We start from the raw sequence: 24,245 nt of genomic DNA, 5'->3' as shown, positions 1-24,245 counted from the left end.
CCCTTAACGGCGCACGGTCGGGTGTCCAGCCGTCGACCGAGCGGGCCTGCCGCTCAGCTGCCGGTGTTGATGGCCGCCGCGATCTCTCCCGATTTCGCAGCCTTGAGCGTTCCACAGAGGCGGATCGATTCAAGCGCGCGCTGATAGGCCAGCAGCCCGACATTGGCTTTGCGGATCACCGGCCCGACTTTCGCATCGATGCTGGCGGCGCGATCGGCGCCGCATTGCGAGGCGAACGCAGACGGCAGCCGGCTGGTGATGAAGATGCCGTTGGCGCCCGCGACCAGCCGATCGTAATTTGCCAGCACCCAGTCGGTGCCGAGATCGCGCGTCTCGACCGTGCCCACGACGCCGAAGATCAGCTGCACGCGATCGAAGCCGCGCAGACGCTTGTCGTCGAGCGACAGCAGGTAGTGCGCGACATCCGCGCGACCGCTCGATGCCGCTGCCGCCAGGGCGCTCGATCGTAGCGTCGGGTCCTCGCTGGACAGTCCGCGCTCGACGAGCATTTTGGCGACCGGCAAGCCGCCGTCCTGCGATAGCGCAGACAAGCCACCAAACAGGAAGCCTTGATCGAGCGCGGCCGCGTCGCCGCCGAGGAAGCGGCTGGCCGCATCCTTCAGCTTCGTCCGAACGGCCGGGTCGCGGGCGTCGTCCGCGACCCGGCCGACCAGCCGATGGCGCAGGTTCTGACGTCCGGGATCATCGCTCGCATGCGCACCGACCGCCGGATCGAAGCCGAGCTTGGTCAATTGCGGCGTATAGATCGAGGCCATCAGCGCGCGGTATGCCGGTACCGAGGCGGGCGCGATCAGTCCGCGCGAGCGCCATCCGGCAATCCGTTCGCCGGGATCGACGCTGGCGGTAGCATCCGGATTGTTGGCCATCGCGCGCGCCTCGGCGACCAACCACGTCGCGGGGGCCTTGCCAGCGCGGAACGACGCCCAAAGGCTGTCCGTGGTTGCGACGGCTTCGCCTGGCGACAGCGTGGCGGACGACGCGATCAGCGACTGCCAGTCGGCCGGCGCGAGATCGAACCGGTAATAGCCGGTACCGCCCACATTCGGCATCAGCACGCGTCCGGCCGGGATAGCCAAGGTCGCGGTCTTCGCATCCATCAACGTGCAGTGTTTGCTGGCGTCGATGCGTACGCACAAGGGGATCGTCCACTGCAGCGGCGCCGGCTTGGAACCCAGGAATGCGTAGCGCGCCTGAACCGCGGTCAGCTTGCCGCCCTCGCGGCGCAGGTCGACCACGGGTACGCCCTGCTGGTCGACGAAACTCGTCAGCGCCGCGAGCAGCTTGGGATCGTGCCCGGCGTCGGCGATCGACTGGAAGAACTGCTCCGACGAGGCATTGCCATAGGCGTGACGCTTCAGGTGGAGCCGCACGCCGGCCTTGAACTTCTCGTCGCCGAGATAGGCGGCGATCATCGCGACGACGTGGCCGCCCTTGCCGTAGGTTATGTTGTCGAACGCGGCGTCGATCTGAGTGTTCTCGGTGATCGCCTGGTGGATCGGGCGCCCGACCTCCAGCGCATCGGTATTCATCGCGCCGAACCCTTCCGCGATGGCGCCGACGCCGATGCCGAGCTCTGGCCGCCACTCGTTGCCGATGCGGTACCCCATCCAGTTGGCGAAGCTCTCGTTGAGCCAGATATCGCTCCACCAGGCGGGCGACACGAGGTCACCGAACCACTGGTGCGCCAACTCGTGGCTGACGATCATGCCGAACGACTGCTTGTCGCTGGTCGTGGCGTTGCGATCGAGGAAGATGATCCCGTCACCATACGTGTCCGCGCCAGCGTTCTCCATGGCGCCGGGCATGATCGGCGAGCCGATCTGGTCCAGCTTGGGGAACGGGAACGGCTCGCCGAAATAGCGCTCAAGCAGGCTCACGATGCGCGGCGTCTCCGCCATCACATAGCCCATCTTGTCCTTCTGCGCCTGCGTGGCGACGGCTCCCAAGGCCATGGGGTGCGCGCGCTCCGGTGTCGGCGCGATCGTCCCCGACTGTCGGGCGAAGGGCCCGGTATCGACCGCGACCAGATAGGTCGGCAACGGCTTGGTGGGTGCGAAGCGATGCGTTTCGAGGCCCGCACCGGTTTTTGTCACACCGGTTTCGGGGCTGTTGCTCACCACCGTCATGCCTGGGTGCGTCGTGACGCTTACGGTGAACGGTTGCTTGAAACCGGGTTCGTCGAACGAGGGAAACGCCGCGCGCGCATCGATGCTCTCGAACTGGGTCCAGCTGTACCAGCGGTCGGCGACCTTGACGTGGTACAAGCCGGACGCGTCATCGCCGAACTTGCCGCGATAGTCGAACACCAGCGTCGCCGCGCCCGCCGGGACGGCGCTGGCAAAGTCGAGCCGCGCGGTCCCGGTCGCGTCGACCTGCGTGAAGGTAGCGGGGACGATGGTGCTGCCCATCCGCGCAAAGACCTTGCCGACGACCAGATCGCGTCCATGCATGTAGAGCTTGGTCGTGCGGCCTTTCAGCACGACGTCGATCTCGTCATGCCCGGCGAAGCCGTCGCTCTCGGGAAGGATGGTCAGGTCAAGCCGATAGGCCTTGGGCACCGCGGCATCCGAAAGCCGACCCTTCGGTGCGTTGGCATCCGCAACGATGCTCGTCGCGGGCGACTGCGCGAACGCCGTCGTCGATAATAGCGCTGCGACCGTCAGCATGAATCCGTTGCGCACCGCTCATCCCCTTGTCGTTCTCGTCGCCACGCTAGGTCGTCGCGATCTGTACGGCAAGCCGGCGTTACGGCAGGTTGGTTGGTGCCAGGCGAGGAAGGATGGCGGAACGGGGACGACGGTATTGGCCACGCGTCTGGTGATCACCTTCGTAGCAAACTACGCCAGATCACCCCCATTCTCCCGAACCCGAACATGACGGCGGGACAGCGCCGCGATATCGTTCACACCGGCGAGCGTCAGCGTGCGCTCGAATTCTTCGGTCAACAACGTCAGGGCTCGGTCGACGCCTGCCTCTCCGCCCGCTGCGAGGCCGTACAGATAGGGGCGCCCGATCGAACAGGCGGTCGCCCCCAACGCCAACGCCTTCGCCACGTCCGAGCCACGCCGGATGCCGCCGTCGCAGATGACGTCCGGTGCATCGCCCACCGCGTCGCGCACCGCTGCGATCTGGTCGATCGGCGTAGGCGCTCCATCGAGTTGGCGTCCGCCGTGGTTCGATACCATCACGCCGGTCGCGCCCGACGCGATCGAACCCCGCGCGTCCTCGGGCGTCATCACGCCCTTGATCGCGAGCGGTCCGTTCCACTCGCGTGCGAGCCATTCGACGTCGCGCCACCCGACCGAGCGATCGAACTGGCCCCCGATATAGTCGAACAGGCTCATCGGCCCCGATGCGAGCGCGTCGATCTTGTGGCTGACGTTCGCGAGATCGAATTTCGACCCCGTCAGTGCGGGCAGCGACCATGCGGGATGACGCGCGAAGCTGAGTAGCGACTTGAGCGTCAGCTTGGGGGGCAGCGACAGCCCACTGCGTCGGTCTCGCTCGCGGTTGCCGGCCACGGGCGTATCGACGGTCAGCGCCAGCCCGTGAAAGCCTGCATCCCGGCAGCGCGCGACGAACTCTGCGGTCAGGCCGCGATCCTTGAAGATATAGATCTGGAAGACCTTCGGTCCTGCGAATGCCTGGGCAAGATCTTCGAGCCGCGTGGTCCCCATCGTCGACAGGCTGTAGAGTATGCCGTGTCGCGCGGCCGCGCGTGCGACGGCGAGCTCGGCATGGCCGTGGAACATGCGGGTGAGCCCCGTCGGCGCCAGCATCAGCGGCCAGCGTGACGGCTGTCCGAATAGCGTCGTGCCGGTCTGGATTGTCGAAACGTCATTCAAGACGTCCGGTACTAGTTCGTAGTTCGAAAAGGCGCTGACGTTTCGGCGCAGCGACACTTCGTCGTCGGCACCGCCGTCGATATAGTCGAAGATCGGCCGCGGCAGCCGTTTGCGTGCCATCAGGCGCAGGTCGGCTATATTGTTCGCACGTTGAAGTCGCGTCATGGGCCCTGCCACTGGTTGAAGTCGGTGCGGATTGCTCCCGTGATCAGGATGTCGGAGAAGCCATTTCAATCTGACCGCATTCGGAACGAGCTACAAAACCATTCGCTGTGCCCGTCCGCTGCTTGGTTGTGCCCCCCAACGGCATCTGGCGTACACCAAGTTCTCGGGTGCCTTGGGACGAGTCGACAAAGGCAGAAGGATAGACGCGTGGGTGTACGTCATCGATTGATCGGCAGGATAGCGAGGCTCGTATGGCGGATCGGCAAGCCGCGCACGATCGGTGTTCGCGCGCTGCTGCTGGATCGGGACGGGCGGGTCGCGCTGGTGCGGCATACCTATGCCGATCACTGGTATCTGCCGGGCGGCGGCGTGAAGAAGGGCGAGAGTATCGCCGCCGCGCTGGTGCGCGAGCTTGCCGAAGAGGTGGCGATTGCCGACCCGCTGATCGAGCGGGTCCTCGGCGTCTATCACAGCCGTGGGGAGGGCAAGGACGACCATATCGTGATCTTCGTCGTGCGAACCGCGGCAAGCGGTGTGCTCGCCCGCGCCGACTTGCGGGAGATCGAACAGGCCGGCTGGTTCCCGGTGGACGACCTGCCGGAGGCGACATCGCCGGCGACCCGACGGCGCATCGCCGAATACCGGCAGGGTGCGACGGGCACCGGGACCTGGTAATACCGCCGCTTGCCGGTTCACCGGCTCGCCGGACTGCACGATGAAAGCAACGATGGGCATAACGTGAGTTCGCGACGTGCTTTGCCGGACTGCTACCTCTGTCCTCCGACCGCGGCTGCGGATCGGGAGGAGAGAACATCGTGAGCCAACCCATCGTCTCGACCGCCGGCGGTATCGTGCAAGGGAGCGCCGGAGGCGACCTGCGGCGGTTCCTCGGCGTGCCCTACGCCGCGGCGCCGGTGGGGGCGAACCGGTTCGCGCCGCCGCAACCGGTCGTGCCGTGGCACGGCGTACGCGACGCGACCTTGGCCGGACCGAACGCACCGCAGCGGACCAAGGCGTTCCCCGGCCTCGATACCGTACCACTGATCGGCGAGGGCTGGGCGCCGGGCGACGAGTATCTGACGGCGAATATCTGGCGGCCCGACGACGATTGGACTGGCCTGCCGGTGATGGTGTTCATTCACGGCGGCGGGTTCGTGATCGGCAGCAAGGATGCGCCGGTACAGGACGGCAGCACGTTCGCGCGAGACGGCGTGATCTGCGTCGCGATCAACTACCGGATGGGGGTGGACGGCTTCCTGCCGATCTCTGGCGTGCCGACCAACCTCGGCCTGCGCGACATGATCGCGGCGCTGACATGGGTACGGGACGAGATAACGGCGTTCGGCGGCGATCCGGGTAACGTCACGGTGTTCGGTGAGTCCGCGGGTGCCATGGCAATCGCGGACCTGATCGCCTCGCCGCTCGCCAGGGGATTGTTCCGGCGGGCGATCGTTCAGAGCGGACACGGCGGAATGACGCGGTCGGTCCCGGTGATGCAGCGACTGGTGAAGAAGCTAGCCAAGATCCTGAAGATCACGCCCGACGCGACCGGCTTCGGCAGCGTGCCGTACGATGCGCTGATCGACGCGGTCGAGGCGGTATCCGCACCAACCGCGCGGATCGATCTGCGCGATGATGCTGGCCGCGAACCCGTGTTCGGGATCAGCCGCTTCGTTCCCGTCCACGGCGACGACGTGTTGCCGCAGCGTCCGCTCGATGCGCTGGCGAACGGCGCGGGCGCGGACGTCGATCTGTTGATCGGCACCAATGCGGAGGAGATGAACCTGTATCTCGTCCCCACCGGCGTACGCGACAAGATCGGCCGGTTGCTGGCGACCTATGTCCTCCACAAGTCGCAACCGCAGGCGCGCAAAGTGCTGAAGGCCTACGGGATCGGCACGAAGGGCAAGAAGCCGGGGCAGGTGCTGACCGATGCGATGAACGATCTCGTCTTTCGCTGGCCCGCGCGACGGTTTGCGGAAGCGCACAAGGGACGCACGCATATGTACGAGTTCGACTGGCGCTCACCGATGTTCGGCGGCGAGCTCGGCGCGTCGCACGGCATGGAGCTGCCGTTCGTGTTCGATGCCTTGGCGTGCGTAACCGGCGAGCAGGGTCTGTGCGGACCCAATCCACCACAGGATCTCGCCGAACGGATGCACGCGCTATGGATCCGGTTCGCGACCGACGGCCGCCTGCCCTGGGTCGAATTCGATGCCGAAACGCGGCAGGTCTATTCGCTTGTCCGGCAGGAGGCGCGACATGAGCCCGTCATGCCGGCCGCACCCTTCCTGCCCTGAGGACCGACCATGTATCTCGAACGATTGAAGCTGACCGGCCGCCGTGCGCTCGTGACAGGTGGCGCCGCCGGGATCGGCCTGGCGTGTGCCGAAGCGCTGGCGGAGATGGGCGCGCACGTAACGATTGCCGACCGAGACGAGACGGCGATCGCGGCCGGAAAGGCGGCGCTCTCGGGCAAGGGCTATGCGGTCGACGGTATTGCGATGGACGTCACCGACTCCGCCCGCGTGACGGCCGTCGCCGACCAGCTCGGGGCCATCGACATCCTCGTCAACAATGCCGGCATCGCGCGTAGTGAAACCCCAGCCGAAGACGTCGCCGACGAGCATTGGCTGAACGTGCTCGACGTCAATCTCAATGGCACCTTCTGGTGCGCGCGCGCCTTTGGCCGGCACATGCTGGCGGCGGGGAAGGGCGCGATCGTCAATGTCGGGTCGATGAGCGGGTTCATCGTCAACCGGCCACAGCCGCAGAGCTACTACAACGCATCGAAGGCCGCGGTGCATCAGCTTACCAGGAGCCTCGCAGCCGAATGGGCGCCACGCGGCGTCCGCGTCAACGCGGTTGCGCCGACCTACATCAACACCGTTCTCAACAGCTTCGCGGATCGCGAGGGTGAAATGTACAAGCGCTGGATCGACGGCACGCCACAGGGCCGCCTGGGCGAACCCGAAGAAGTCGCCGCGATCGTCGCGTTTCTCGCCTCGGATGCGGCGAGCCTGATGACCGGCAGCATCGTCCTCGCCGACGGCGGCTATAGCTGCTGGTAGCGCACCGATCGGCGAAGCGCGCGAGCCGGACGGCATAGCACTGGACCTTTCATACAGGTAAGCTATCGGATAGCTCTGATCCTAGAAGTAGCCGGCGATGGATCGGCGCTCTAAAGGGATGAGGATCCAATGCGCTTCAAGACATTGCTCGCCGCAGGATGCGCCGCCGCCGCCTTCACGACCGTGCCAGCGCTCGCGCAGGACGCCGCCGACACGGCCAAGACCACGCAGCCGGTAGGCTCCGACGACATCATCATCACCGCGCGCCAGCGTCAGGAATCGCTGAAGGACGTGCCCATCGCCGTCACTGCGATCACCGGTGATCGGCTGAAGGAACTGCAGGTCAACACGGTAAAGGACATCGCGTCCTACACGCCGGGCCTCAACATCAATTCGGACAGCGTCGGTCGTGCGTTCGTCTCGATCCGCGGGATCGGCACGACGCTGATCGACACGGTGCAGCCGGGCGTCGGGATCTTCATCGACGGGGTCTATCAGCCGAACACGTCCTACCTCAACTCTCCGATCGTCGACGTCGCGCGGATCGAGGTTCTTCGCGGACCGCAAGGCACGCTGTTCGGCAACAACACGCTGGGCGGCGCGATCAACGTCATCACGCGTCAGCCGGGCAATGACTGGGAAGGGCGGTTCGACGCTGCGGTCGCCGGCACGGACAATTACGCCTCGGTCTCGGGCTCGGTCAGCGGGCCGATCGTGCGCGACCTGCTCCAGTTCCGCCTGGGTGCGTCCTATCACGAGCAGGACGGCTTCATGCGCAACACGCTGACGATCGGCGACATGAACCCACTGAAACAGCAGAGCGTCGGCGGCACGCTGCGCTTTACGCCGGCCGACTGGGCGGTGTTCACCGTCAACGGCAATTACGACCAGACCGCGGGCGGCAGCACGTCCTACATCCATGTTGCCGGGCCGACCGATTACCGCCTCGACGGCGCGACCAACGTCCTCAACCGTGCGGTGATCGACTATTACGGCGCGAGCGTGAAGGGCGAGTTCGACGCCGCCTCGCTGAAAACCAAGATCACTGCGATCGGCGCCTACAACCAGAAGAATGTCGCCGGGATCAACGACGGCGATTTTGGCCCCGTCGACCTGCTCCGCACCCGCGGTGGTTCGACCTTGAAGACCAAGACCGCCGAACTGCGCTTCGACACGCAGTGGAGCGACGCGTTCTCGACGTTGATCGGGCTGTACGGCAACCGCTACACGCAGACGAGCGACCAGCTGACGACGATCGATTTCCGCGCGCTGCTGGGGCCGACCTTCCCGGCGCCGGCCTCGACCACGCCGTCGTCGACCTATGTCCGCAACGACACGCGCGCGATCTTCGCCACCGCGTTCCTCAAAGTCGGCACGCTCGATCTCGCCGTAGGCGGCCGTTACGATCACCAGAAGCTGGTCGCGAGCCAGGTCAACGGCATCACGCCCTATACCGCGCCCGAGTACAAGAAGGACCAGTTCCAGCCGCGCATCACGCTGACGCAGCACTGGACGCCCGCGGTGATGAGCTACGCCTCGGTCGCCAAGGGTATCCGCGGCGGTGGCCAGAACGGTCCGGGTACGCGGCCGGAGGATGCGACCTACAAGGGCGACAATGTCTGGACCTACGAACTCGGCACCAAGTTCGACGCGTTCGACCGTCGCCTGACGATCAACGCCGACGTGTTCTATAACGACTATAAGGACTTCATCGGCCAAAACTCGCTGGCACCCAATACCAGCGGCGGATTCGTCGCGATCAACCTCAACACCGGCACCGTCGAAAGCTACGGCGCCGAAGTGGAGGCGCATCTACGCGTGACGAACCAGTGGCGGATCGATGCCGGCGCGTCCTATCTCCATGCCCGCATCACCGACGACAGCCAGTATTTCGCGACCACCGGCGTCCACGTATCGAGCGACCGGATCATCTTCACGCCCGATTACAACTTCAACGTGAACACGACCTACACCGTGCCGGTCGGCGCCAATGCCGTGCTGCTCGACGCTGGCATCTTCGGGAAGGGTAGCCGGATCGGCTCGTCGCTCGATCCCAATGTCGCGCCACGGCTGTCGGCGTATGCGATCACCAACGCCTCGCTCGGCTTCCGTTTTTCGAGCGGGCTTACGGTCACCGCATTCGGCACCAACCTGTTCAACACCAAGTTTATCGAGAGCTATATCGACAAGTCGGCGCTGGTCCGCGCCGGGCTCGCGCCGCTGGCGTCGAACCTCGCGATCCAGGGCGACCGTCGCCGCTACGGCGTGCGCGCGAGCTTCCGGTTCTAGGATGACCATGCACTTCGACCCCATAGAGCGCGCGCCGCTCGACCCCGCGTTCGTCGCGGCGCTCAAGCAGCGGTTCGGCGATGCGCTCCAGATGAGCGACGCGATGCGGCTCCACCACGGCAGCAGCGAGGCGCATTTCGCACCGATGCTGCCCGACGCGGTCGTCTTTTGCCGGTCGACCGAGGAGGTGGTCGATCTGGTCAAGCTGTGTACCGCCGCCAAGGTGCCGATCGTGGCGTTCGGGGCAGGAACCTCGATCGAGGGCAACACGCTGGCGGTGCACGGCGGCGTCTCGGTCGACCTGTCCGAGATGACGCGGATCGTCTCGGTCAACGCCGAAGATTTCGACTGCACGGTGCAGGCGGGCGTCCGCCGCGAGCAGTTGAACGAGCATATCCGCGACCTGGGGCTGTTCTTTCCGATCGATCCCGGCGCCAATGCGACGATCGGCGGGATGGCCGCGACGCGCGCAAGCGGGACCAACGCGGTGCGGTACGGCACGATGCGCGAGGCGGTGCTGAGCCTCCGCGTGGTGACGCCCGACGGGCGCGAGATCCGCACCAGCCGCCGCGCGCGCAAGTCGGCGGCGGGGTATGACCTGACCAGGCTGTTCGTCGGTTCCGAGGGGACGCTCGGCATCATCACCGAGGTGACGCTGCGGCTGCACGGCATTCCCGAGGCGATCTCGTCCGCGGTGTGCAGCTTCGACACGCTGAACGGCGCGGTCGATACGGTGGTGCAGGCGATCCAGATCGGCGTGCCGCTCGCTCGCGTCGAGATCCTCGACGACATGCAGATGAAGGCGGTCAACGCCTGGTCGAAGCTCGACTATCCCGAACTGACGACGCTGTTCTTCGAATTCCACGGCTCGCCGCGCTATGTCGACGAACAGGCCGAGACGGTGCGTGAACTCGCGGCGGCGAACGGCGGCGGCGATTTCCGCTGGTCGAACCTTCCCGAGGAACGCTCGAAGCTGTGGAAGGCGCGACACGAGGCGTATTACGCGGCGGTCAACCTGCGTCCCGGCGCGGTCGGTTGGGCGACCGACGTTTGCGTGCCGATCAGCCGGCTGGCGCAATGCATCGGCGAGACCAAGGCCGACCTCCAGGCCTCGTCGGTCCCGGCGACCATTCTCGGCCATGTCGGCGACGGCAATTTCCACGTCGTCTTCTCGATCGATCCGGAGTCCGAGGCGGAACTGGCCGAGGTGTCTGCGATCAACGCAAGGATGGTCGAGCGTGCGCTCGCGATGGATGGCACGTGCACCGGGGAGCACGGGATCGGTATCGGCAAGCAGGATTGGCTGGTCGCCGAACTCGGCGATGCAGTCGATCTGATGCGGACGCTGAAGCATGCGCTCGATCCTGACAACCTGTTCAACCCGGGCAAGATCTTCGCGTTCTGAAACTGCTCCCCTCCCTGGAAGGGAGGGGCTGGGGGTAGGTCGGCTTATTGGCAGGCGCTAGAGTGCGCCCCGAGCCGACCCACCCCCGACCCCTCCCTTCCAGGGAGGGGGGAAGAAGGACTTGATATGGACAGCCTACACCTCGTCGATCCCACGCTCCGCCCGTTGCTGGAAATGATGCCGCAGATTTCGCTCACCGCGGATATCCTGCCGGCGATGCGCGACCGGCCGTCGATGCTGCCGCCGGCCGACGAGTCGCTGGCGACGCTCGAGATCCACACCGTTCCGGGACCTGCGGGCGCACCCGATATCGACCTCCACGTGTACCGCCCGGCGGGCGTCACCGGCACGTTGCCCTGCATCTATCACATCCACGGCGGCGGCTATGTGATGGGCACGGTCAGCGATTACGATCCGTTGGTCCGCCCGCTGATCGCGGACCTGCAATGTATGATGGTGTCGGTCGAGTATCGCCTCGCGCCCGAGACGAACTTTCCGGGGCCGATCGAGGATTGCTATGCCGGGCTCGCCTGGACGATCGCCCATGCCAAGGACCTCGGAATCGATCCGACCCGGCTCGGCGTGATGGGGCAGAGCGCAGGCGGCGGGTATGCCGCGGCGCTGGCGCTGATGGTGCGCGACCGTGGAGAGTATGCGCTCGCGTTCCAGCACCTGATCTACCCGATGCTCGACGATCGTACCTGCACGGCATCGCCGCACCCGCACGCCGGCGAGTTTATCTGGACTGCGCAGAGCAACCGCTTCGGCTGGACCTCGTTGCTCGGCCACGCCCCCGGTGGAGACGACGTCTCGCCCTACGCGGCACCCGCCCGCGCGACCGACCTCGGCAACCTGCCGCGTACCTACATCGCGACCGGCGCGCTCGATCTCTTCGTAGACGAGGACATCGACTACGCGACACGACTGATCCGCGCGGGCGTGCCGGTCGAGCTTCACGTCTATCCCGGCGGCTATCACGCCTTCGATGTCTTCGCCGACGGTCCGGTCTCGCAACAGGCGCGCCGCGACAGCCACGAGGCACTGCGCCGTGCGCTTGCATAAGGACCCTGTATGACCGATTTCGCCCGACCGATCGAGGCGGCCTCACCGCCGTTCGCGAGGACGCTGCTGCCGTTGCTAGCGCTCGCGCTGGCGATGGCGGTCGGCTTCACGATGATGGGCTCGTTCGGGACGGTGCAGGAGGGCGCAAAGGCCGAACTCCACCTCAGCGACTATACGCTCAGCTTGATCCAGGGCCTGTCGGCGGCACTGCCGCTCGCGGTGTTCTCGATCCCGATCGGTATCCTGGTCGATCGCTACAACCGCGTGCGGATGATGATCGCGCTCGCGCTCGTGTGGACGCTGGGCACGGTACTCACCGGCTTTGCGCAGGGCGTGCCGGTGCTGTTCGTCGCGCGCATGCTGACGGGGATCGGCACGACCGGCGCGCTGACCGCGGCGCTGTCGCTGTGCGCCGACTTCTGCGTCCCAACGCAGCGGGGCAGGGCCATGCTGGTCGTCAACCTCGGCAAGTCGCTCGGCGTCGCGCTCGCCCTGGGCTTGTCGGGCGCGCTGTTCGGCCTGTTCGCGCATGGCGGCGCGTCGGCATGGTTCGCAGGCATGATGCCGTGGCGGAGCGTCCATCTGGGCCTCGCGGTCATCAGCGTGATTGCCATTCTGCCGCTGTTCCTGTTGCGCGAGCCGGCGCGCCAGGAGGTCGCGGCGGGCACGCATGCGCCGTTCAAGGTCGTCGCTGGCGAACTCTGGGCACGACGCGTGTTCCTGATCCCTTTGTTCATCGGACAGATCAGCGTGGTGATGGCCGATGCCGCCGCCGGGATCTGGGTCTCGCCGGTCCTGTCGCGCAATTTTCATCTGCAGCCCGACCAGTTCGCCGGCTGGATGGGCACGCTGCTGTTTGGCTCGGGCGTCGTGGGTGCGATCGTCGGTGGGCTGTCCGCCGACCGCGGGCAGAAGAGCGGGCGGCGCGGTGGCCTGTTGATCGGTGCGATCGTCGCCGCGGCGGTCGGCGTGCCCGCGGCGTTGTTCCCGATCATGCCCTCGGTTCCGCTGTTCGGGCTCGCCGTCGGCTTGCTCGTGACGTGCGGCGCGGTGACGGGCGTCGTGACCTCGGTGGCGTTGACCGTGCTCATTCCCAACGAACTGCGCGGGTTGTGCATCGGCGCGTTCATCGCGATCGCCGGGCTGATCGGCTACGGCCTCGCACCGACGCTGGTCGCGGCGGCAAGCGGCATGCTGGGCGGCGAGGCGCATCTCGCGCAGGGTCTCGCGATCGTCGGCGTGGTGACCAGCGCGATCTCCGTCATCGCCTTCACGATGGCAATGCGGCGCGCACCGGTATCGGCAACGGCCTGACCTGTAAGATAGCTCTTGCGCGAGCTATCCGATAGCTGCATGATCGACCCAATCCCGGCAATCGGGAACAGGAGATCGGTGTTGGGCGAGGGTAGCATGCAGAAGGAACGGGTCACGGTGTCGCCCGAGATGGCGGCCTTCATCGGCGAGGGCCTGGTCGACCCGGCGGCCGTTTCCGCCGACGCGGTGGTCCTCTGCTTCACGGTGGGTGAGGACGCGCCGGCGCACGTCACCGTCACCACCGGCACGGTGCCTTCGGAAGAGCGCGCGATCCTCGTCCTTGCGGTCGAACGTGGCGCCTGCCTGCGGGTCTTCGATTATGCGCCCGACGCGAACATCGCGTGCCATCTGCCGAGCGAGTTGCGGATGATGGTCGCCGCGATCCTCGATTGCACGCTGCCCGAACCCTGGCGCAGCACGCATCGTTCGGCAAAATGCATCGAGCTCCTGTCCAGCACGTTCCAGCGGATCGTCGAGGACGACCTCGTACCACTCGCAGGCGCCGGGCAATTGTCCGCTCGCGACAGCCAGCGGATCGTCGCGGCGAAGCGGATGATCGACGAGCGCTGGGGCGAGAAAATGACGCTCGATTCCATCGCGCGCGCCTGTGGGCTGAACCGGGCTAAGCTCACGCGCGGCTTCCGCGACATGTTCGCATGCACCGTCGCCGACGCGCTGCTCGACCGGCGGCTCGGGGCGGCCCGCCAGCTGTTGATCGCGACCGATCTGCCGGTGTCGTCGATCGGATACCAGTGCGGCTATCTCAACAACGCCAGCTTTACGCGCGCCTTCTCGCGGCAGTTCGGCACCACCCCCTCGTCGCTGCGCGCACCACGGCTCGCGGCATGAGTGGGGCGAGTCTGCGACTGGTCGAGGGCGGCTCGCTCGTCGATCAGGCGGTCCACGCGGTCCGCACGCATATCCGCGCCAACGACATGAAGGTCGGCGACACTCTGCCGTCCGAAGGGCATTTTGCGACCGAGTTGGGCGTCAGCCGCCCGGTCCTGCGCGAGGCGTTCGGCGCGCTGGCGGCACTGCGGCTGATCGACGTCGGCAACGGCAGGCGCGCGCGCGTAGCGGCGATCGACGGATCGGTAATGGCGACCTCGCTCGATCATGCCGTAGCGACCGCGCAGATCTCGATGGTGCAGATCTGGGACGTGCGCCGCACGCTGGAACTTCGCACTGCCGAACTCGCCGCGATCGAACGCAGCGATGACGAGGCGCGGACGATCGTCGCTCTCGCCGAAGCGATGGAAGCGGCCGGTACCGACGTCGACGCGCTGACCCGCCATGATATCGCGTTCCACCAGGCGATCGCGCAGGCCGGACGCAACATGCTGTTCCTGCAGATCATCCGCTCGTTCGCACCGATGATGGTTCACGCGGTGCCGGCCGCCTGGGCAACGCGAACCACCGCGCGACAGCGTACCGCCGTGCTTGCGCATCATCATGAATTGGCGCGCGCGATCGCCGACCGTGACTCGAAAGCGGCGATCGCAGCAATGGACACGCATTTCGTCGCGTCGATCGGAGATCTGTTTGCCCGTCGTGAGAATGGTATCTAGCCGACATTTGCCGAGCAACGGTCGTGACAAGCCGGGGCGGGCGTCAGTGCTCGGTGAGCGCGACGATCTCGAAATCGAACCGCTTCCACCCGTGCCGCTTCGCCGCCTGTTTTGTCAGCACCTCCTTGGCTGCCGCCTCTTTCGCAGATGTGGCGTGACCCCAGAATACCTCGGTTTTGCCGTCCTGCAGATGGGCGACGATGCGCCAGTAATGCGTGAACGGCGCGGCGGTAGGGCCGATCGTCTTCGTGTAGCCGTCGGCCATCGTCGCGGTCAGGTAACGTTTCTTCCTCGCCATCGCTGCGCGATAGCGCAGGGGCGACGCGCGGGGGAGGGGGCTGGCGTCAATCTTCGGCGAGACGGCCGATCCTGTACGGTCCCGATCGCATTGTCAGTGGCTGTCCTTTCCAGCTGAGCCGCACCAGCCCGTCGCGGACCAGCCCGTCGATCGCAGCGTGAACAACGGGCATCGCGTTGCGCCAGTCCGGCGCGATCGCGCGCGCCACCTCGCTTGGGCAGATCGTCGCGTCGGGCGCACGGCGCGCGAGCAGGGTCAGCGTCGCGGCCCGTGGATCGGTCATGCGGATAAAGTCGGCTCCGCACGCCACCCAGTCAAGCCGTGAGAAGAGCCACTGTATTCAGCGGGGCGTACGTGGTGACGTGACTGCGCGGTTTCGTGGCAGTCGGGAACCAACACGCGGCTTCCCGCATCGCGGCGCTCGCGAGCAACCGCCAAGCCTACCTCCGGATAGCTGCCAGAACGAACAGCATCTCTTTCCCGCAATCGGTTACGACAGGTGCGAGAGGCCATTAAAGGGCAGGGTGGCGGAGCGGGAGGCATTCGAATTGTTGTGCGTAATCGTGCGCTCGCCCTCTGCGACTTGCGGGTCTCGGCCCTTCCTCATCAAGATGTATCTCCGCACACTATTTGGGCGTCGGGGTTGCCGGAGTAGGGGGCATCAGTTTCTGCCAAGGAGCGACCCACTCAGGGCAGGCCGGGTTTTCCTCGGGATGTTCATACCCGTCGCAATTAGGCGCGGGCATGCCGGGCGTCACGTAGCCCGGGCCGCGAGACGCACAGGCCGCAAGCGGAAAGAGCAGTATCATTAGCGTGCTTAACGCCCTTTGCCGCCGTAGCTTCACGTCAGTTCTCCTACTAGGCGCCCAATCTGGACCGTCTTCATTACGATAGAATGCGTGGGCATCGTCCACTGGTCGAGTTGGAGCGGTTGACATGGCATTGTAAGAAAGTTCTTCTGTGGGCCTCACGACTCGGGAGATAGTCATGTTCAAGAAAGTTCTGACGGCAGCCGCCCTTGCAGCGTTCTGTGCCGTTGGGGTTACCGCGCCCGTTCAAGCACAGGGAAAGAAGCAGGAGTCTCGGATCGTCTGGTACACAGACGAAAGTTACACGACGATCTCTGGTCAACGCATCACTTTTTGCGATGGCACTAGCTTCAGGAACGGAACGCCAACGCTGTTCGAAGAAGAAACCTATTACGGCTGCTAGGCCCCGAACTCCGGTCCCTCTTCGTCACGATAGAATGCGTGCGGATCGTACACGGGTCGAGGCCTTGACCGTATCTGACGACGAGGGGCTGGCTTCGGAACATCAGGAACCGGGTCGGGCAGGGTAGGTAACCCGCCGCCGAACCGGATCCGGATAGCACCCGTCCCGTGCATCGCTTGGAAGACCGCGACGACTTCGTCTTCCTTGCTGCGCTTGCCGATCAGGGGCGCACGCTCGGCGCTAACATAGCCGAGCTATGTGCCGCGGACGGACCATATGGCGCCAGCGTTCTCGTCGAACGGGTTCCTCTGTTCCGGCCGCAACTCGACAAAATCGCCGAGCGCGCAGAGCATACATTCCACGCGCCTGTTGCTTGCCGCGCTTGAGCACCAGGTTCGAATGTTTGGTGACGCCGGGCAGCCGGTGGTCGAAGCCGTTCACACCGCCTTCGGGCACGTCCTCGGTTTCCACCTTCGGATCGAGGCCGGAGACTTACTTGAAGGCGGCATCGATCGCCGCCTGCCCGGCGAGCGCGACCGACAAGGCGCAGGCGAGAGGCCAGAGGCGGGAGGGGGATAGTAATTGGGATCGCTCACGACCATCAGGGGATCGAGATCGCCATTGTCTCGAACGCGACCTCAATGCTTTCCACCGCGACTTCGTTGCCGTCAGACTTCACATCGGTGCCGGTCAGCTTAGTCGGGAAGGCGTTGTTCAGCGTCCAGATCATGCGCGGCGCGCCGATCTCGTCGAGCAGGTTCACCACCACCGTCGAGCGCGTGATCGTGTTCATCGCGATCGAGTTGAACCACGTCCACAAGGCCTGGTCGGTGACGAAGATGCCCTTCTTCATCGTCACGTTGCCGAGCTTTTGCAGCCCGGGCATCTTGATTGGCGCGGAGATCGCGCTTTTGCCGGCGCGGTATTCGATCACCTGGTTCTCGGTTTCGAGCCCGGAGACCTCCTGGAACACCGGGTTGCCGGGAATACCGGTGACCGAGAAATAGAATTTGGGAAGCGGCCAGGTCGTGTTTGCTGCGGACATCGAGATCTCCTGTCAAAAAAATCGTGGTTCGAACCCTCTCCGACCGAGGGCAGCATGGCATCGGGCGATCAGCTGCCCATCGTCTGGGCGAAGGTAAGTTCGATGAACTCGCCCGGGTGGATCATCTGCAGCGTGACCGCGACGAGCATGTAACCGTTGAGCACGTCCTGCGAGGTCATCGTCGAGCCCAGGCCGCAGGTAACGGTGAACGCATCGCTCGCCTTCGCCCCCATCAGCCCGCCCTGCTGCCACAGGTCGGTAAGAAAAGCCCCGACCGAAGCGGTTACGGTGGCCCAGGTGGTGGCATCGTTGGCGGAAAAGACGTAGTTCTGCAGCGCGGTCTTGATCGACTGCTCGACGTAGATCAGCGTGCGGCGGACCTGGAGGTAGCGGTAATCGTTGCTGTTGCCGTCGAGCGTGCGTGCGCCCCAGACGACGGTTCCGCGCCCCGGCTGCGCGCGCAGAATATCGATCGCCTGGCCGTTGGTTGGCAGGTTGAAGCCGGCCTGCTCGCTATCGCTCATACTGTAGAGCGGCGCATTGACCGAGGCGAGCGCGATGTTCGCGGGCGCGTTCCATACCCCCGATTGCCCGTCGCTCTTTGCCCAGAGGCCGGCGATCATGCCGCTGGCGGGTGCGACGTTCATGGCCTTTGCTATCTGCGCCTCGATCTGCGCGAACACCGGCAGGGCGTTGACCAGCAGGTTGTCGAGGCTCAACTGCCACTGGCCGATCGTCGAATTGTCCGGGTTGTCCGCGTTGTAGGCGGTGTAGCCGCTGGCATCGACCGAATATTGCGCGGTGTTTGCGGTGCCGAATGCGGCGGCGAGCGGGAAGGCGGAAGCGATCGCACCCTGGAGGGTAGCGAGTTGCGCGCCGCCATAGAGCTGCGCTGCCTGCGTTGTCAGGATGTTGTTGACCACCGAATTGTCGCCGGTGCTGCCCGCGTCCAGGTTGGTGTAGAGGATGTCGTTCGACGTCACCACGGAGGTGTTGAGTGCGGGGGCATAGGCGACACCGTAACTGAGGTTGGCCATCTGCGGCGCGATCTGGTTCGCGAAGTTGGTCTGGGCCTGAGTGAGCGCATCGAACGTGCGTGCGGTCATCGCGCCGGGCAGGTCGAAGATCGCGACGCGGTCCTGAAGCGCCGCCGCCTGGGCGAGCATCGCCTGCACGACGCTGCCGTAAGCATCGAGATCGAGCTGGCACGCTTCCGGAATCACGGTCATCGTCGGGCCGACCGCACAGCCCGCGGCGGCGAGGCCGACGAGCAGCCCCGCGTTGGGCGGCGTGGTCGACGTGTTGCCGACCTCGATTTGCCCGGCGAACCAGGTATCGGGCACCGGATTGGGCGGCGCGATCGGGAATTCGTTCGCCCAGTAGCTGCCGACCGAGACGATGTAGCACGTGCCGCCGCCGTTCGCGAAAAACAGCATCATCTGCCAGTAGAGATTGAACTGGTTGGGCTCGCCCGGCAGCGCGGTTGGCGCGACCAGAAACGGCGTCGAGGCGACGATGAAGCCCGGGCCGGCACTGCCGCTGCCGCTGGCGCCCGCGGTGGAATAATCGGCGTGGAACGACGGGATGTTGGTAGCCGCCGCCGCCGCGCCTGATCCGGCGGGTGCGGCCCCGCTCGACGGCGTGGCGGGCGGCGGCATCACCGTGACCGCATAGGCCTGCGAGGCGGGGCCACCGAAATAGGTGGTGAACTCGGTCATCGAAGAGATCTGGTAGGGGATGTTGTAGAGCGGCTCGCCTGTGGTCGGGTTGCCGGCGCACTGCGTATAGCCGACGAACACCGGCACCGCTGTCGCCACGCCGACGATCGAGCTGCCAAACGCCTCTATTTCGGTAACGTAGACGCCCGGGGTGCTGCGCTTAAGGTAGGAACTGGTGGCGGTCGCCATTGGGGTATCCCTTCTGCGGTGGTGGCTTTCAGACGTAGACGAAGATTTCGGACATGCCGGCCAGCGCGTCGCCCGTCGGTGCGGGCCAAACCGGCGTCGCGGGGGCGGGGCGGGCGGGGGGTAAATACGATCGGAAAGCTTGCCGCTCCATTTCGTGGACCGGCGGCCGCAACTTCCCGCCGTTCAACGTCGATCACCCAGATGACTGTCCGGGGGACGACATCTAACCACCAACATCGGAAATTCGCACGCCGGCCGCGGCGGAGAACGCCCTCCGCGATGGTCATCTGCGGACATATTTTTCTTCGGCTGCCTAGCGTTCCACGGAGGATTGATACCCAATATTTGGCAGCGATACCCACCGTATGCTCGCCCAAGCCGATGCTCCGAATGGAGCGCGACGCGAAATTGTCGTGAAGCGACGTCGCAAGCGGGGTTTTGATAACGACGCCTTCTCCTTGCCAGGACGCCTCGCCGCGTTTGCCAGCCTCAGTAGACTGAAACACCGCTACACAATTGCTTGGGATAATCCCGGATCTGGGCTTTGGGTGATATGTTGAAACACCGCACTCGCTTGGTAAAAACCCGATAGGTCACGACGACTTGTCCGTTGCCGTCTCGGGCACCGTCCACAACCTGTGGATTGGGATCTTCCGCTGCGGTGCGGCTGGAGCCTCCGCCTCCTCCGCCGCCGGCGACGGATCCGCCCGAGCCGCCGCCGAACCAGCCACCGCCGCCGCCGCCGCCGCCTGCTTTTGCGGTTCCGCCCGATGGGCCAGCGCCCGCAAGGCCGGCTGATGAGCCGTTAAAGTAAGGGTCCTGATTTCCACCTGCACCGCCGCCGGTCTGGTTGCCGCCACGCCCGCCAGTGGAGAGGTTGATGTTTCTCGAGCCATCCTCCGAGTGCGGGCAGCCGCTGTGCCCGTTGTGGCCGTTGAAACCACCATCTCCCCCATCTCCAGAGCAGGCCGGCTCCCGCCCGGCACCCACGCTACTGGCGCCACCGCCTCCCCCGGCTACCACTAAGCGATCTTCAACGCCGTAAGGGGCGGCACGAATGTCACTTGCACCTCCCCCACCAGAGCCAATATCGATTGCGTTACCCCTAGACTTCTCCGCGTCAGCGGCTCCGCCACCGTTGAATCCTCCACCAGACCCATCGAAGACGCCGACCCCCTGGCCACCGACAAATACCAGCAGCTTAGCGCCGGACGATACACTGATCCGCGTATTCACAACCGCGCCCTTGCCATGGCCTCCCGGCTTCAAAGTTCCATTGCTGTTGCAGCAAGCTCCGATCGGCGAGTCGCCGCCCGCCGCACCTGCGACCGCGACTTCCAGAGCACTTAGCTCTAACCCTGGTTGCACTTGCAAGAAGTTGGGATGGCCAGAATACTCACATGTGACATGGTATTCGGTGTAGAAAACGATGGCGCCTTCAAGTTCATTATACGTGGATTGCACCACGACATGATCGCGAGCGTCAAGACCACAGTCGGTCTGCGGGTTCGCTGGCCGATTGGGTGCACGAAGGACGGTCGACGCGGAGGGTCGCGGCGCCGCAGGCGGCCGCACCTGCCCCTGTGCGACAGATCCATTCACAACCAACACGAGCGCGGCGGTAACTTGCTTTAGCTTCATACGATCCCCCGGTGATCAACTAGCAACCAGCTTAGACACCATGGCTGCGTCCCATAGCGAGAGCAAGAAGCTGGAACTTTTGCCGAACAGATCGAGCGGGGCAGAAACCCCTTCCCTTCATACAGGCTCACGGCCCGGGGGGAGTTGGTGAATTCAGCCCGCGGTACCCTCCTCGTACCCGCAGCTAGAATGTCCGCTATCGCCCATCAGCGGACATTGCCTAAGGCATCGAGGCGGGCTTTTGGGCAGATCAGGAGCACTTCGTTTCGCCGCTTGGAGAATACGGTTTTGTTGAAGTGCGAAGCGAAGGACACTGCTGCATCGAAGTGCGGTGGAAATGGCATTTGCTCCGACCACCCGGCTTCAGGTATCTCGACGAATACCGAACCTGTTTTCTCCCTGTCCGCAGTACGCGGATCACAATCAATTAGTCCTGGCGTCCGAAAACCCGGAGCGCGGGTGTTCCAAATATGAATGTAAAGCTTGAGCGGCTTACGTGCCGCTAGTTCGCCACGGGCTTCTGTCTCTCCGTCGCGCAACTCGAAGGGCATGACATTTTCTGAGCGCGCGAGTTGCTTAGCCTCGGCCCCTAATGGAACGGCAGCCACGACGGCGAATACTGCAAAACGGGCGATCAACATCCGTAAAAGTGGCACAGTCAGGAGCATATGCCAATGGCAGGTTTCCTTCCCATTCCGGCCATTCCGCTAACGCGCCGCCTCGGACACGGTCATCCCGCCATACTTCGACTTCCAGTTGCAGAACGTCGCGTCGCCGATCCCGTGCTTGCGGCACAGCTCGGCGGTCTTCACGCCAGCCTCCTGCTCGCGCAGCACCCCAATGATCTGCTTCTCGATGAATCGGCCTCGCCGCACTCGTCTCCATCTGACGAGCTGACTTACCAATGGCATCATTTCTAGGGAGCAGGTCAGTGGCGGAGCGGGTGGGATTCGAACCCACGATACGCTTTTGACGTATACTCACTTTCCAGGCGAGCGCCTTCGACCACTCGGCCACCGCTCCGCATTGCTCTGGAAGGGCGTCTGCTAGTGCGGGTTGCGCGCGCGCGCAAGCGATTGCGTGCGGTGATCGGCTGGGGCAGTCTGCGGGGATGCTGAATATCCTTCTCGCTGTCATGCTTGCGCAAGCCGTTCCGGCCGCCGTAACGCTCCCGTCCGATCCGGTGCCGGCGGACTGGGTCGCAGTGCCGGACGACGAACTCATGGTGTTCACGCTGGCCAATGGGCACCGGTTTACCGTCCGACTAGCGCCTCGCTATGCGCCGGTGCACGTCGCGAACATACGCAAGTTGGCGCGGGCGCATTGGTGGGATGCGGGGACGAGCGTGTACCGCGTTCAGGACAATTACGTCGCGCAATGGGGCGATGTGACGGAGAAGAAGCCGCTTGGCGCTGGCGTTGTTGCCAACCCGCCGGCGGAATATTCGCATACCGGGTCGACGACGGTGGCGCGGCTGTCGCAGCGCGACCCTTATGCCGAATGGGCGGGGTATAGTCGCGACGGGTGGCCGCTCGCGGGCAATGGCGCGACCGAGTGGGTGCCGCATTGCTACGGCATGGTCGGCGTCGCGCGCGATCTGGCGCCGAGCACGGGGAGCGGCGCGGAGCTTTATACGGTGATCGGGCATTCGCCGCGTGCGCTCGACCGGAACATCGCGGTGGTCGGGCGGGTGATCGACGGCGTCGAGTGGCTGTCGTCATTACCGCGCGGGACGGGGGATCTGGGGTTCTACAAGACCGAGGCGGAGCGTAGCCCGATCGTGTCCGCACGCCTCGCGAGCGAACTGCCCGCCGGCGAGCGACCGCATTTCGAATATCGCGCAGCGGACAATCCGCGGTTCGTGGCGTGGATCGCGTCGCGGGAGAACCGGGCGGGGCCGTTCTTTACCGTGCCTGCCGGGGGCGCCGACATCTGTGCCGCGCTGCCCCCGGTGCGTAAAGCGCCCTAGCGAATGACGGGCGGCTTGCCGAACAGGCCGGCGTTATAGTCCTCGATCGCGCGGACGATCTCTTCGCGCGTGTTCATGACGAAGGGACCGTGGGAGACGACAGGTTCGCCGATCGGGTCGGCGTGGCCGTAGAGAATCGTTGCGGGGGCTTCGGTCGTGACGGTGATCGTGTCGCCCTCGTTGCCGAATGTGGCGAGGTGGTGCGGCTTGATCTGTGTGCCGTTGGCGGTGGGGGCGCCGGCGACGACGTAGAAGAAGACCGCGCGGCCGGTTGGGGCTGGCAGGTCGACCTTGGCGCCGGCTTCGAGTTCGACGGTCATCATCGCGACGTCGGTGAGGGATTCGAACGGGCCCTGTCGCCCGGCAAACGTGCCGGAGATCAAGTTCACGGTGCCACCCTCGACCGGGATCGCGGGAATGTCCTCGCGCTGGAGGCCGGTATAGGCGGGCTCGGTCATCTTGAGGCGGCCGGGGAGATTGACCCAGAGTTGCAGGATCTCCAGCGGGCCGCCGTCGCGCTTGAACGACGCTGGTGAGATTTCTGCATGGATCAGGCCCGAGCCGGCGGTCATCCACTGGACGCCGCCTGCGCGGATGACGCTCTCGTGGCCGCCGCTGTCGAGATGCGCCATCTCGCCCTCGAGGATGAAGCTGACCGTTTCGAACCCGCGGTGCGGATGCGGGCCGAACGGGAGGCCGCTGTTGCCGGGGCGATAGGTCTGCGGACCGTGATGGTTGAGGAACAGGAACGGATCGACCTGCGGCAGGCCGGGACCCGGTAGCGGGCGGCGGGTAACAAGATCGGCGATGTCATCGCGCTGGGCGGGATACTGGTTGAGGACGTGGCGCATGTCAGGAGGCCTCGCGGTCGGCGGCGGTCGGGCGGGCGATGTCGGCAAGCAGGTCGTCGATGCCCGCCACGAGGAAGTCGAGCGTGCGCTGGTCGGTCAGGCGACCGTCGGCGATCTTATCGTGCACTGCGCCGACGACGGCTTGTGGGCGCAGGACAGTGCGGGCGCCGATCGAGGCCAGCGTCTCGTTCAGTTGCGCGTGGGCGCGTGCGCCGCCGACCGCGCCGGGCGATGAGGTGAGCGTGAAGACCGGCTTGCCCGTGAGCGTCGCTTTGCCGTGCGGACGTGAGGCCCAGTCGAGCGCGTTCTTCAGGACACCGGACATGCCGTGATTGTATTCGGGGGAGGCGATGACGATCCCGTCGGCGGCGCCGATTGCCACGCGCAGGGCTGCGACGGCGGCGGGGGGCGTGTCGGTGTCGGCGTCCTGATCGTAAAGCGGGACGTCGTTCAGCGCGAAGACCGTCAGCGCGGCCTTGTCTGTGATCGCTTCGCCAAGCGTGGTCAGGATCGCGGTATTGTACGAGCCGCGGCGCAGGCTGCCGGAGATCGCGAGCAGGACGGGAAGGGCCATGGAGTTTC

General features: G+C 65.3%; 22 protein-coding genes, 1 tRNA gene and 1 pseudogene. 11 read left to right on the top strand and 13 right to left on the bottom strand.

Annotated features, from left to right (window positions below; translation table 11 throughout):
- Nucleotides 1-53: 53 nt before the first annotated feature.
- On the bottom strand, nucleotides 54-2,702 hold the full coding sequence (locus tag O6W96_RS09790; RefSeq protein WP_353469335.1) for a M1 family metallopeptidase: 2,649 nt from the start codon (nucleotides 2,700-2,702) through the stop codon (nucleotides 54-56).
- A gap of 156 nt (nucleotides 2,703-2,858) precedes the next feature.
- Nucleotides 2,859-3,986, bottom strand: a complete 1,128-nt coding sequence (locus O6W96_RS09785; protein WP_353469334.1) for an alpha-hydroxy acid oxidase — start codon at nucleotides 3,984-3,986, stop codon at nucleotides 2,859-2,861.
- 252 nt (nucleotides 3,987-4,238) lie between these two features.
- Between O6W96_RS09785 and O6W96_RS09780 the strand changes: the two genes are divergently transcribed.
- From O6W96_RS09780 to O6W96_RS09740, 9 genes are all read left to right on the top strand, one after another.
- Complete coding sequence (locus O6W96_RS09780; protein WP_353469333.1) at nucleotides 4,239-4,706, top strand: NUDIX domain-containing protein; 468 nt, start codon at nucleotides 4,239-4,241, stop codon at nucleotides 4,704-4,706.
- Nucleotides 4,707-4,846: 140 nt separating this feature from the next.
- A complete protein-coding gene (locus tag O6W96_RS09775) occupies nucleotides 4,847-6,331 on the top strand; it encodes a carboxylesterase/lipase family protein (protein WP_353469332.1) in 1,485 nt (494 codons plus the stop codon).
- 9 nt (nucleotides 6,332-6,340) lie between these two features.
- Nucleotides 6,341-7,102: an SDR family NAD(P)-dependent oxidoreductase gene (locus O6W96_RS09770; protein ID WP_353469331.1), complete on the top strand. Its 762-nt coding sequence runs from the start codon at nucleotides 6,341-6,343 to the stop codon at nucleotides 7,100-7,102.
- Between the two features lie 129 nt (nucleotides 7,103-7,231).
- Entirely contained in the window at nucleotides 7,232-9,391 is a 2,160-nt protein-coding gene (locus O6W96_RS09765) for a TonB-dependent receptor (protein WP_353469330.1), read from the top strand.
- 1 nt (nucleotide 9,392) lies between these two features.
- Nucleotides 9,393-10,796: an FAD-binding oxidoreductase gene (locus tag O6W96_RS09760; RefSeq protein ID WP_353469329.1), complete on the top strand. Its 1,404-nt coding sequence runs from the start codon at nucleotides 9,393-9,395 to the stop codon at nucleotides 10,794-10,796.
- Nucleotides 10,797-10,922: 126 nt separating this feature from the next.
- On the top strand, nucleotides 10,923-11,858 hold the full coding sequence (locus tag O6W96_RS09755) for an alpha/beta hydrolase (protein WP_353469328.1): 936 nt from the start codon (nucleotides 10,923-10,925) through the stop codon (nucleotides 11,856-11,858).
- Between the two features lie 9 nt (nucleotides 11,859-11,867).
- Nucleotides 11,868-13,172 (top strand): MFS transporter, encoded by a 1,305-nt coding sequence (locus O6W96_RS09750; RefSeq protein WP_353469327.1) that lies wholly within the window; start codon nucleotides 11,868-11,870, stop codon nucleotides 13,170-13,172.
- Between the two features lie 96 nt (nucleotides 13,173-13,268).
- The gene (locus O6W96_RS09745; protein WP_353469326.1) at nucleotides 13,269-14,021 is read left to right on the top strand and encodes a helix-turn-helix transcriptional regulator; all 753 of its coding nucleotides are present in this window, start codon (nucleotides 13,269-13,271) and stop codon (nucleotides 14,019-14,021) included.
- A complete protein-coding gene (locus O6W96_RS09740) occupies nucleotides 14,018-14,740 on the top strand; it encodes a FadR/GntR family transcriptional regulator (protein WP_353469325.1) in 723 nt (240 codons plus the stop codon). Before O6W96_RS09745 ends, O6W96_RS09740 begins: the two co-directional genes overlap by 4 nt.
- 43 nt (nucleotides 14,741-14,783) lie before the next feature.
- On the opposite strand, the gene O6W96_RS09735 is transcribed toward O6W96_RS09740, so the two are convergent.
- On the bottom strand, nucleotides 14,784-15,038 hold the full coding sequence (locus O6W96_RS09735) for a hypothetical protein (RefSeq protein ID WP_353469324.1): 255 nt from the start codon (nucleotides 15,036-15,038) through the stop codon (nucleotides 14,784-14,786).
- Between the two features lie 46 nt (nucleotides 15,039-15,084).
- On the bottom strand, nucleotides 15,085-15,321 hold the full coding sequence (locus tag O6W96_RS09730; protein WP_353469323.1) for a DUF3253 domain-containing protein: 237 nt from the start codon (nucleotides 15,319-15,321) through the stop codon (nucleotides 15,085-15,087).
- Nucleotides 15,322-16,025: 704 nt separating this feature from the next.
- On the opposite strand from O6W96_RS09730, the gene O6W96_RS09725 reads away from it, so the two are divergent.
- Nucleotides 16,026-16,250: a hypothetical protein gene (locus O6W96_RS09725; protein ID WP_353469322.1), complete on the top strand. Its 225-nt coding sequence runs from the start codon at nucleotides 16,026-16,028 to the stop codon at nucleotides 16,248-16,250.
- Nucleotides 16,251-16,490: 240 nt separating this feature from the next.
- On the opposite strand, the gene O6W96_RS09720 is transcribed toward O6W96_RS09725, so the two are convergent.
- From O6W96_RS09720 to O6W96_RS09690, 7 genes and pseudogenes are all read right to left on the bottom strand, one after another.
- Nucleotides 16,491-16,691 (bottom strand): hypothetical protein, encoded by a 201-nt coding sequence (locus O6W96_RS09720; RefSeq protein ID WP_353469400.1) that lies wholly within the window; start codon nucleotides 16,689-16,691, stop codon nucleotides 16,491-16,493.
- Between the two features lie 160 nt (nucleotides 16,692-16,851).
- Nucleotides 16,852-17,295 carry a phage tail protein gene (locus O6W96_RS09715; protein ID WP_353469321.1) on the bottom strand — a complete coding sequence of 148 codons (444 nt, stop codon included), beginning with the start codon at nucleotides 17,293-17,295 and terminating at the stop codon, nucleotides 16,852-16,854.
- A gap of 68 nt (nucleotides 17,296-17,363) precedes the next feature.
- Complete coding sequence (locus tag O6W96_RS09710) at nucleotides 17,364-19,202, bottom strand: phage tail sheath family protein (protein ID WP_353469320.1); 1,839 nt, start codon at nucleotides 19,200-19,202, stop codon at nucleotides 17,364-17,366.
- A gap of 489 nt (nucleotides 19,203-19,691) precedes the next feature.
- Entirely contained in the window at nucleotides 19,692-20,666 is a 975-nt protein-coding gene (locus O6W96_RS09705) for a glycine-rich protein (protein WP_353469319.1), read from the bottom strand.
- Between the two features lie 383 nt (nucleotides 20,667-21,049).
- Nucleotides 21,050-21,511: a hypothetical protein gene (locus tag O6W96_RS09700; protein WP_353469318.1), complete on the bottom strand. Its 462-nt coding sequence runs from the start codon at nucleotides 21,509-21,511 to the stop codon at nucleotides 21,050-21,052.
- A 42-nt stretch (nucleotides 21,512-21,553) separates the two neighbouring features.
- A pseudogene (locus O6W96_RS09695) lies at nucleotides 21,554-21,718 on the bottom strand (transposase); the annotation flags it as partial.
- A 57-nt stretch (nucleotides 21,719-21,775) separates the two neighbouring features.
- Nucleotides 21,776-21,866: transfer RNA gene (locus tag O6W96_RS09690), tRNA-Ser, on the bottom strand.
- Between the two features lie 88 nt (nucleotides 21,867-21,954).
- Between O6W96_RS09690 and O6W96_RS09685 the strand changes: the two genes are divergently transcribed.
- Nucleotides 21,955-22,812 carry a peptidylprolyl isomerase gene (locus O6W96_RS09685; protein WP_353469317.1) on the top strand — a complete coding sequence of 286 codons (858 nt, stop codon included), beginning with the start codon at nucleotides 21,955-21,957 and terminating at the stop codon, nucleotides 22,810-22,812.
- Here O6W96_RS09685 and O6W96_RS09680 read toward each other — a convergent pair.
- Both O6W96_RS09680 and O6W96_RS09675 read right to left on the bottom strand, forming a co-directional pair.
- Nucleotides 22,809-23,663 carry a pirin family protein gene (locus O6W96_RS09680; protein WP_353469316.1) on the bottom strand — a complete coding sequence of 285 codons (855 nt, stop codon included), beginning with the start codon at nucleotides 23,661-23,663 and terminating at the stop codon, nucleotides 22,809-22,811. The two genes, O6W96_RS09685 and O6W96_RS09680, sit on opposite strands and share 4 nt — an antisense overlap.
- Before the next feature lies 1 nt (nucleotide 23,664).
- Nucleotides 23,665-24,237, bottom strand: a complete 573-nt coding sequence (locus O6W96_RS09675; protein ID WP_353469315.1) for an NADPH-dependent FMN reductase — start codon at nucleotides 24,235-24,237, stop codon at nucleotides 23,665-23,667.
- Nucleotides 24,238-24,245 lie beyond the last annotated feature (8 nt).

The organism is Sphingomonas faeni, assembly GCF_040407495.1.
GTDB lineage: Bacteria > Pseudomonadota > Alphaproteobacteria > Sphingomonadales > Sphingomonadaceae > Sphingomonas > Sphingomonas faeni_D.
Note: the sequence above shows the minus strand (reverse complement) of the source record. Positions and strands in the feature narration are given on the sequence as shown.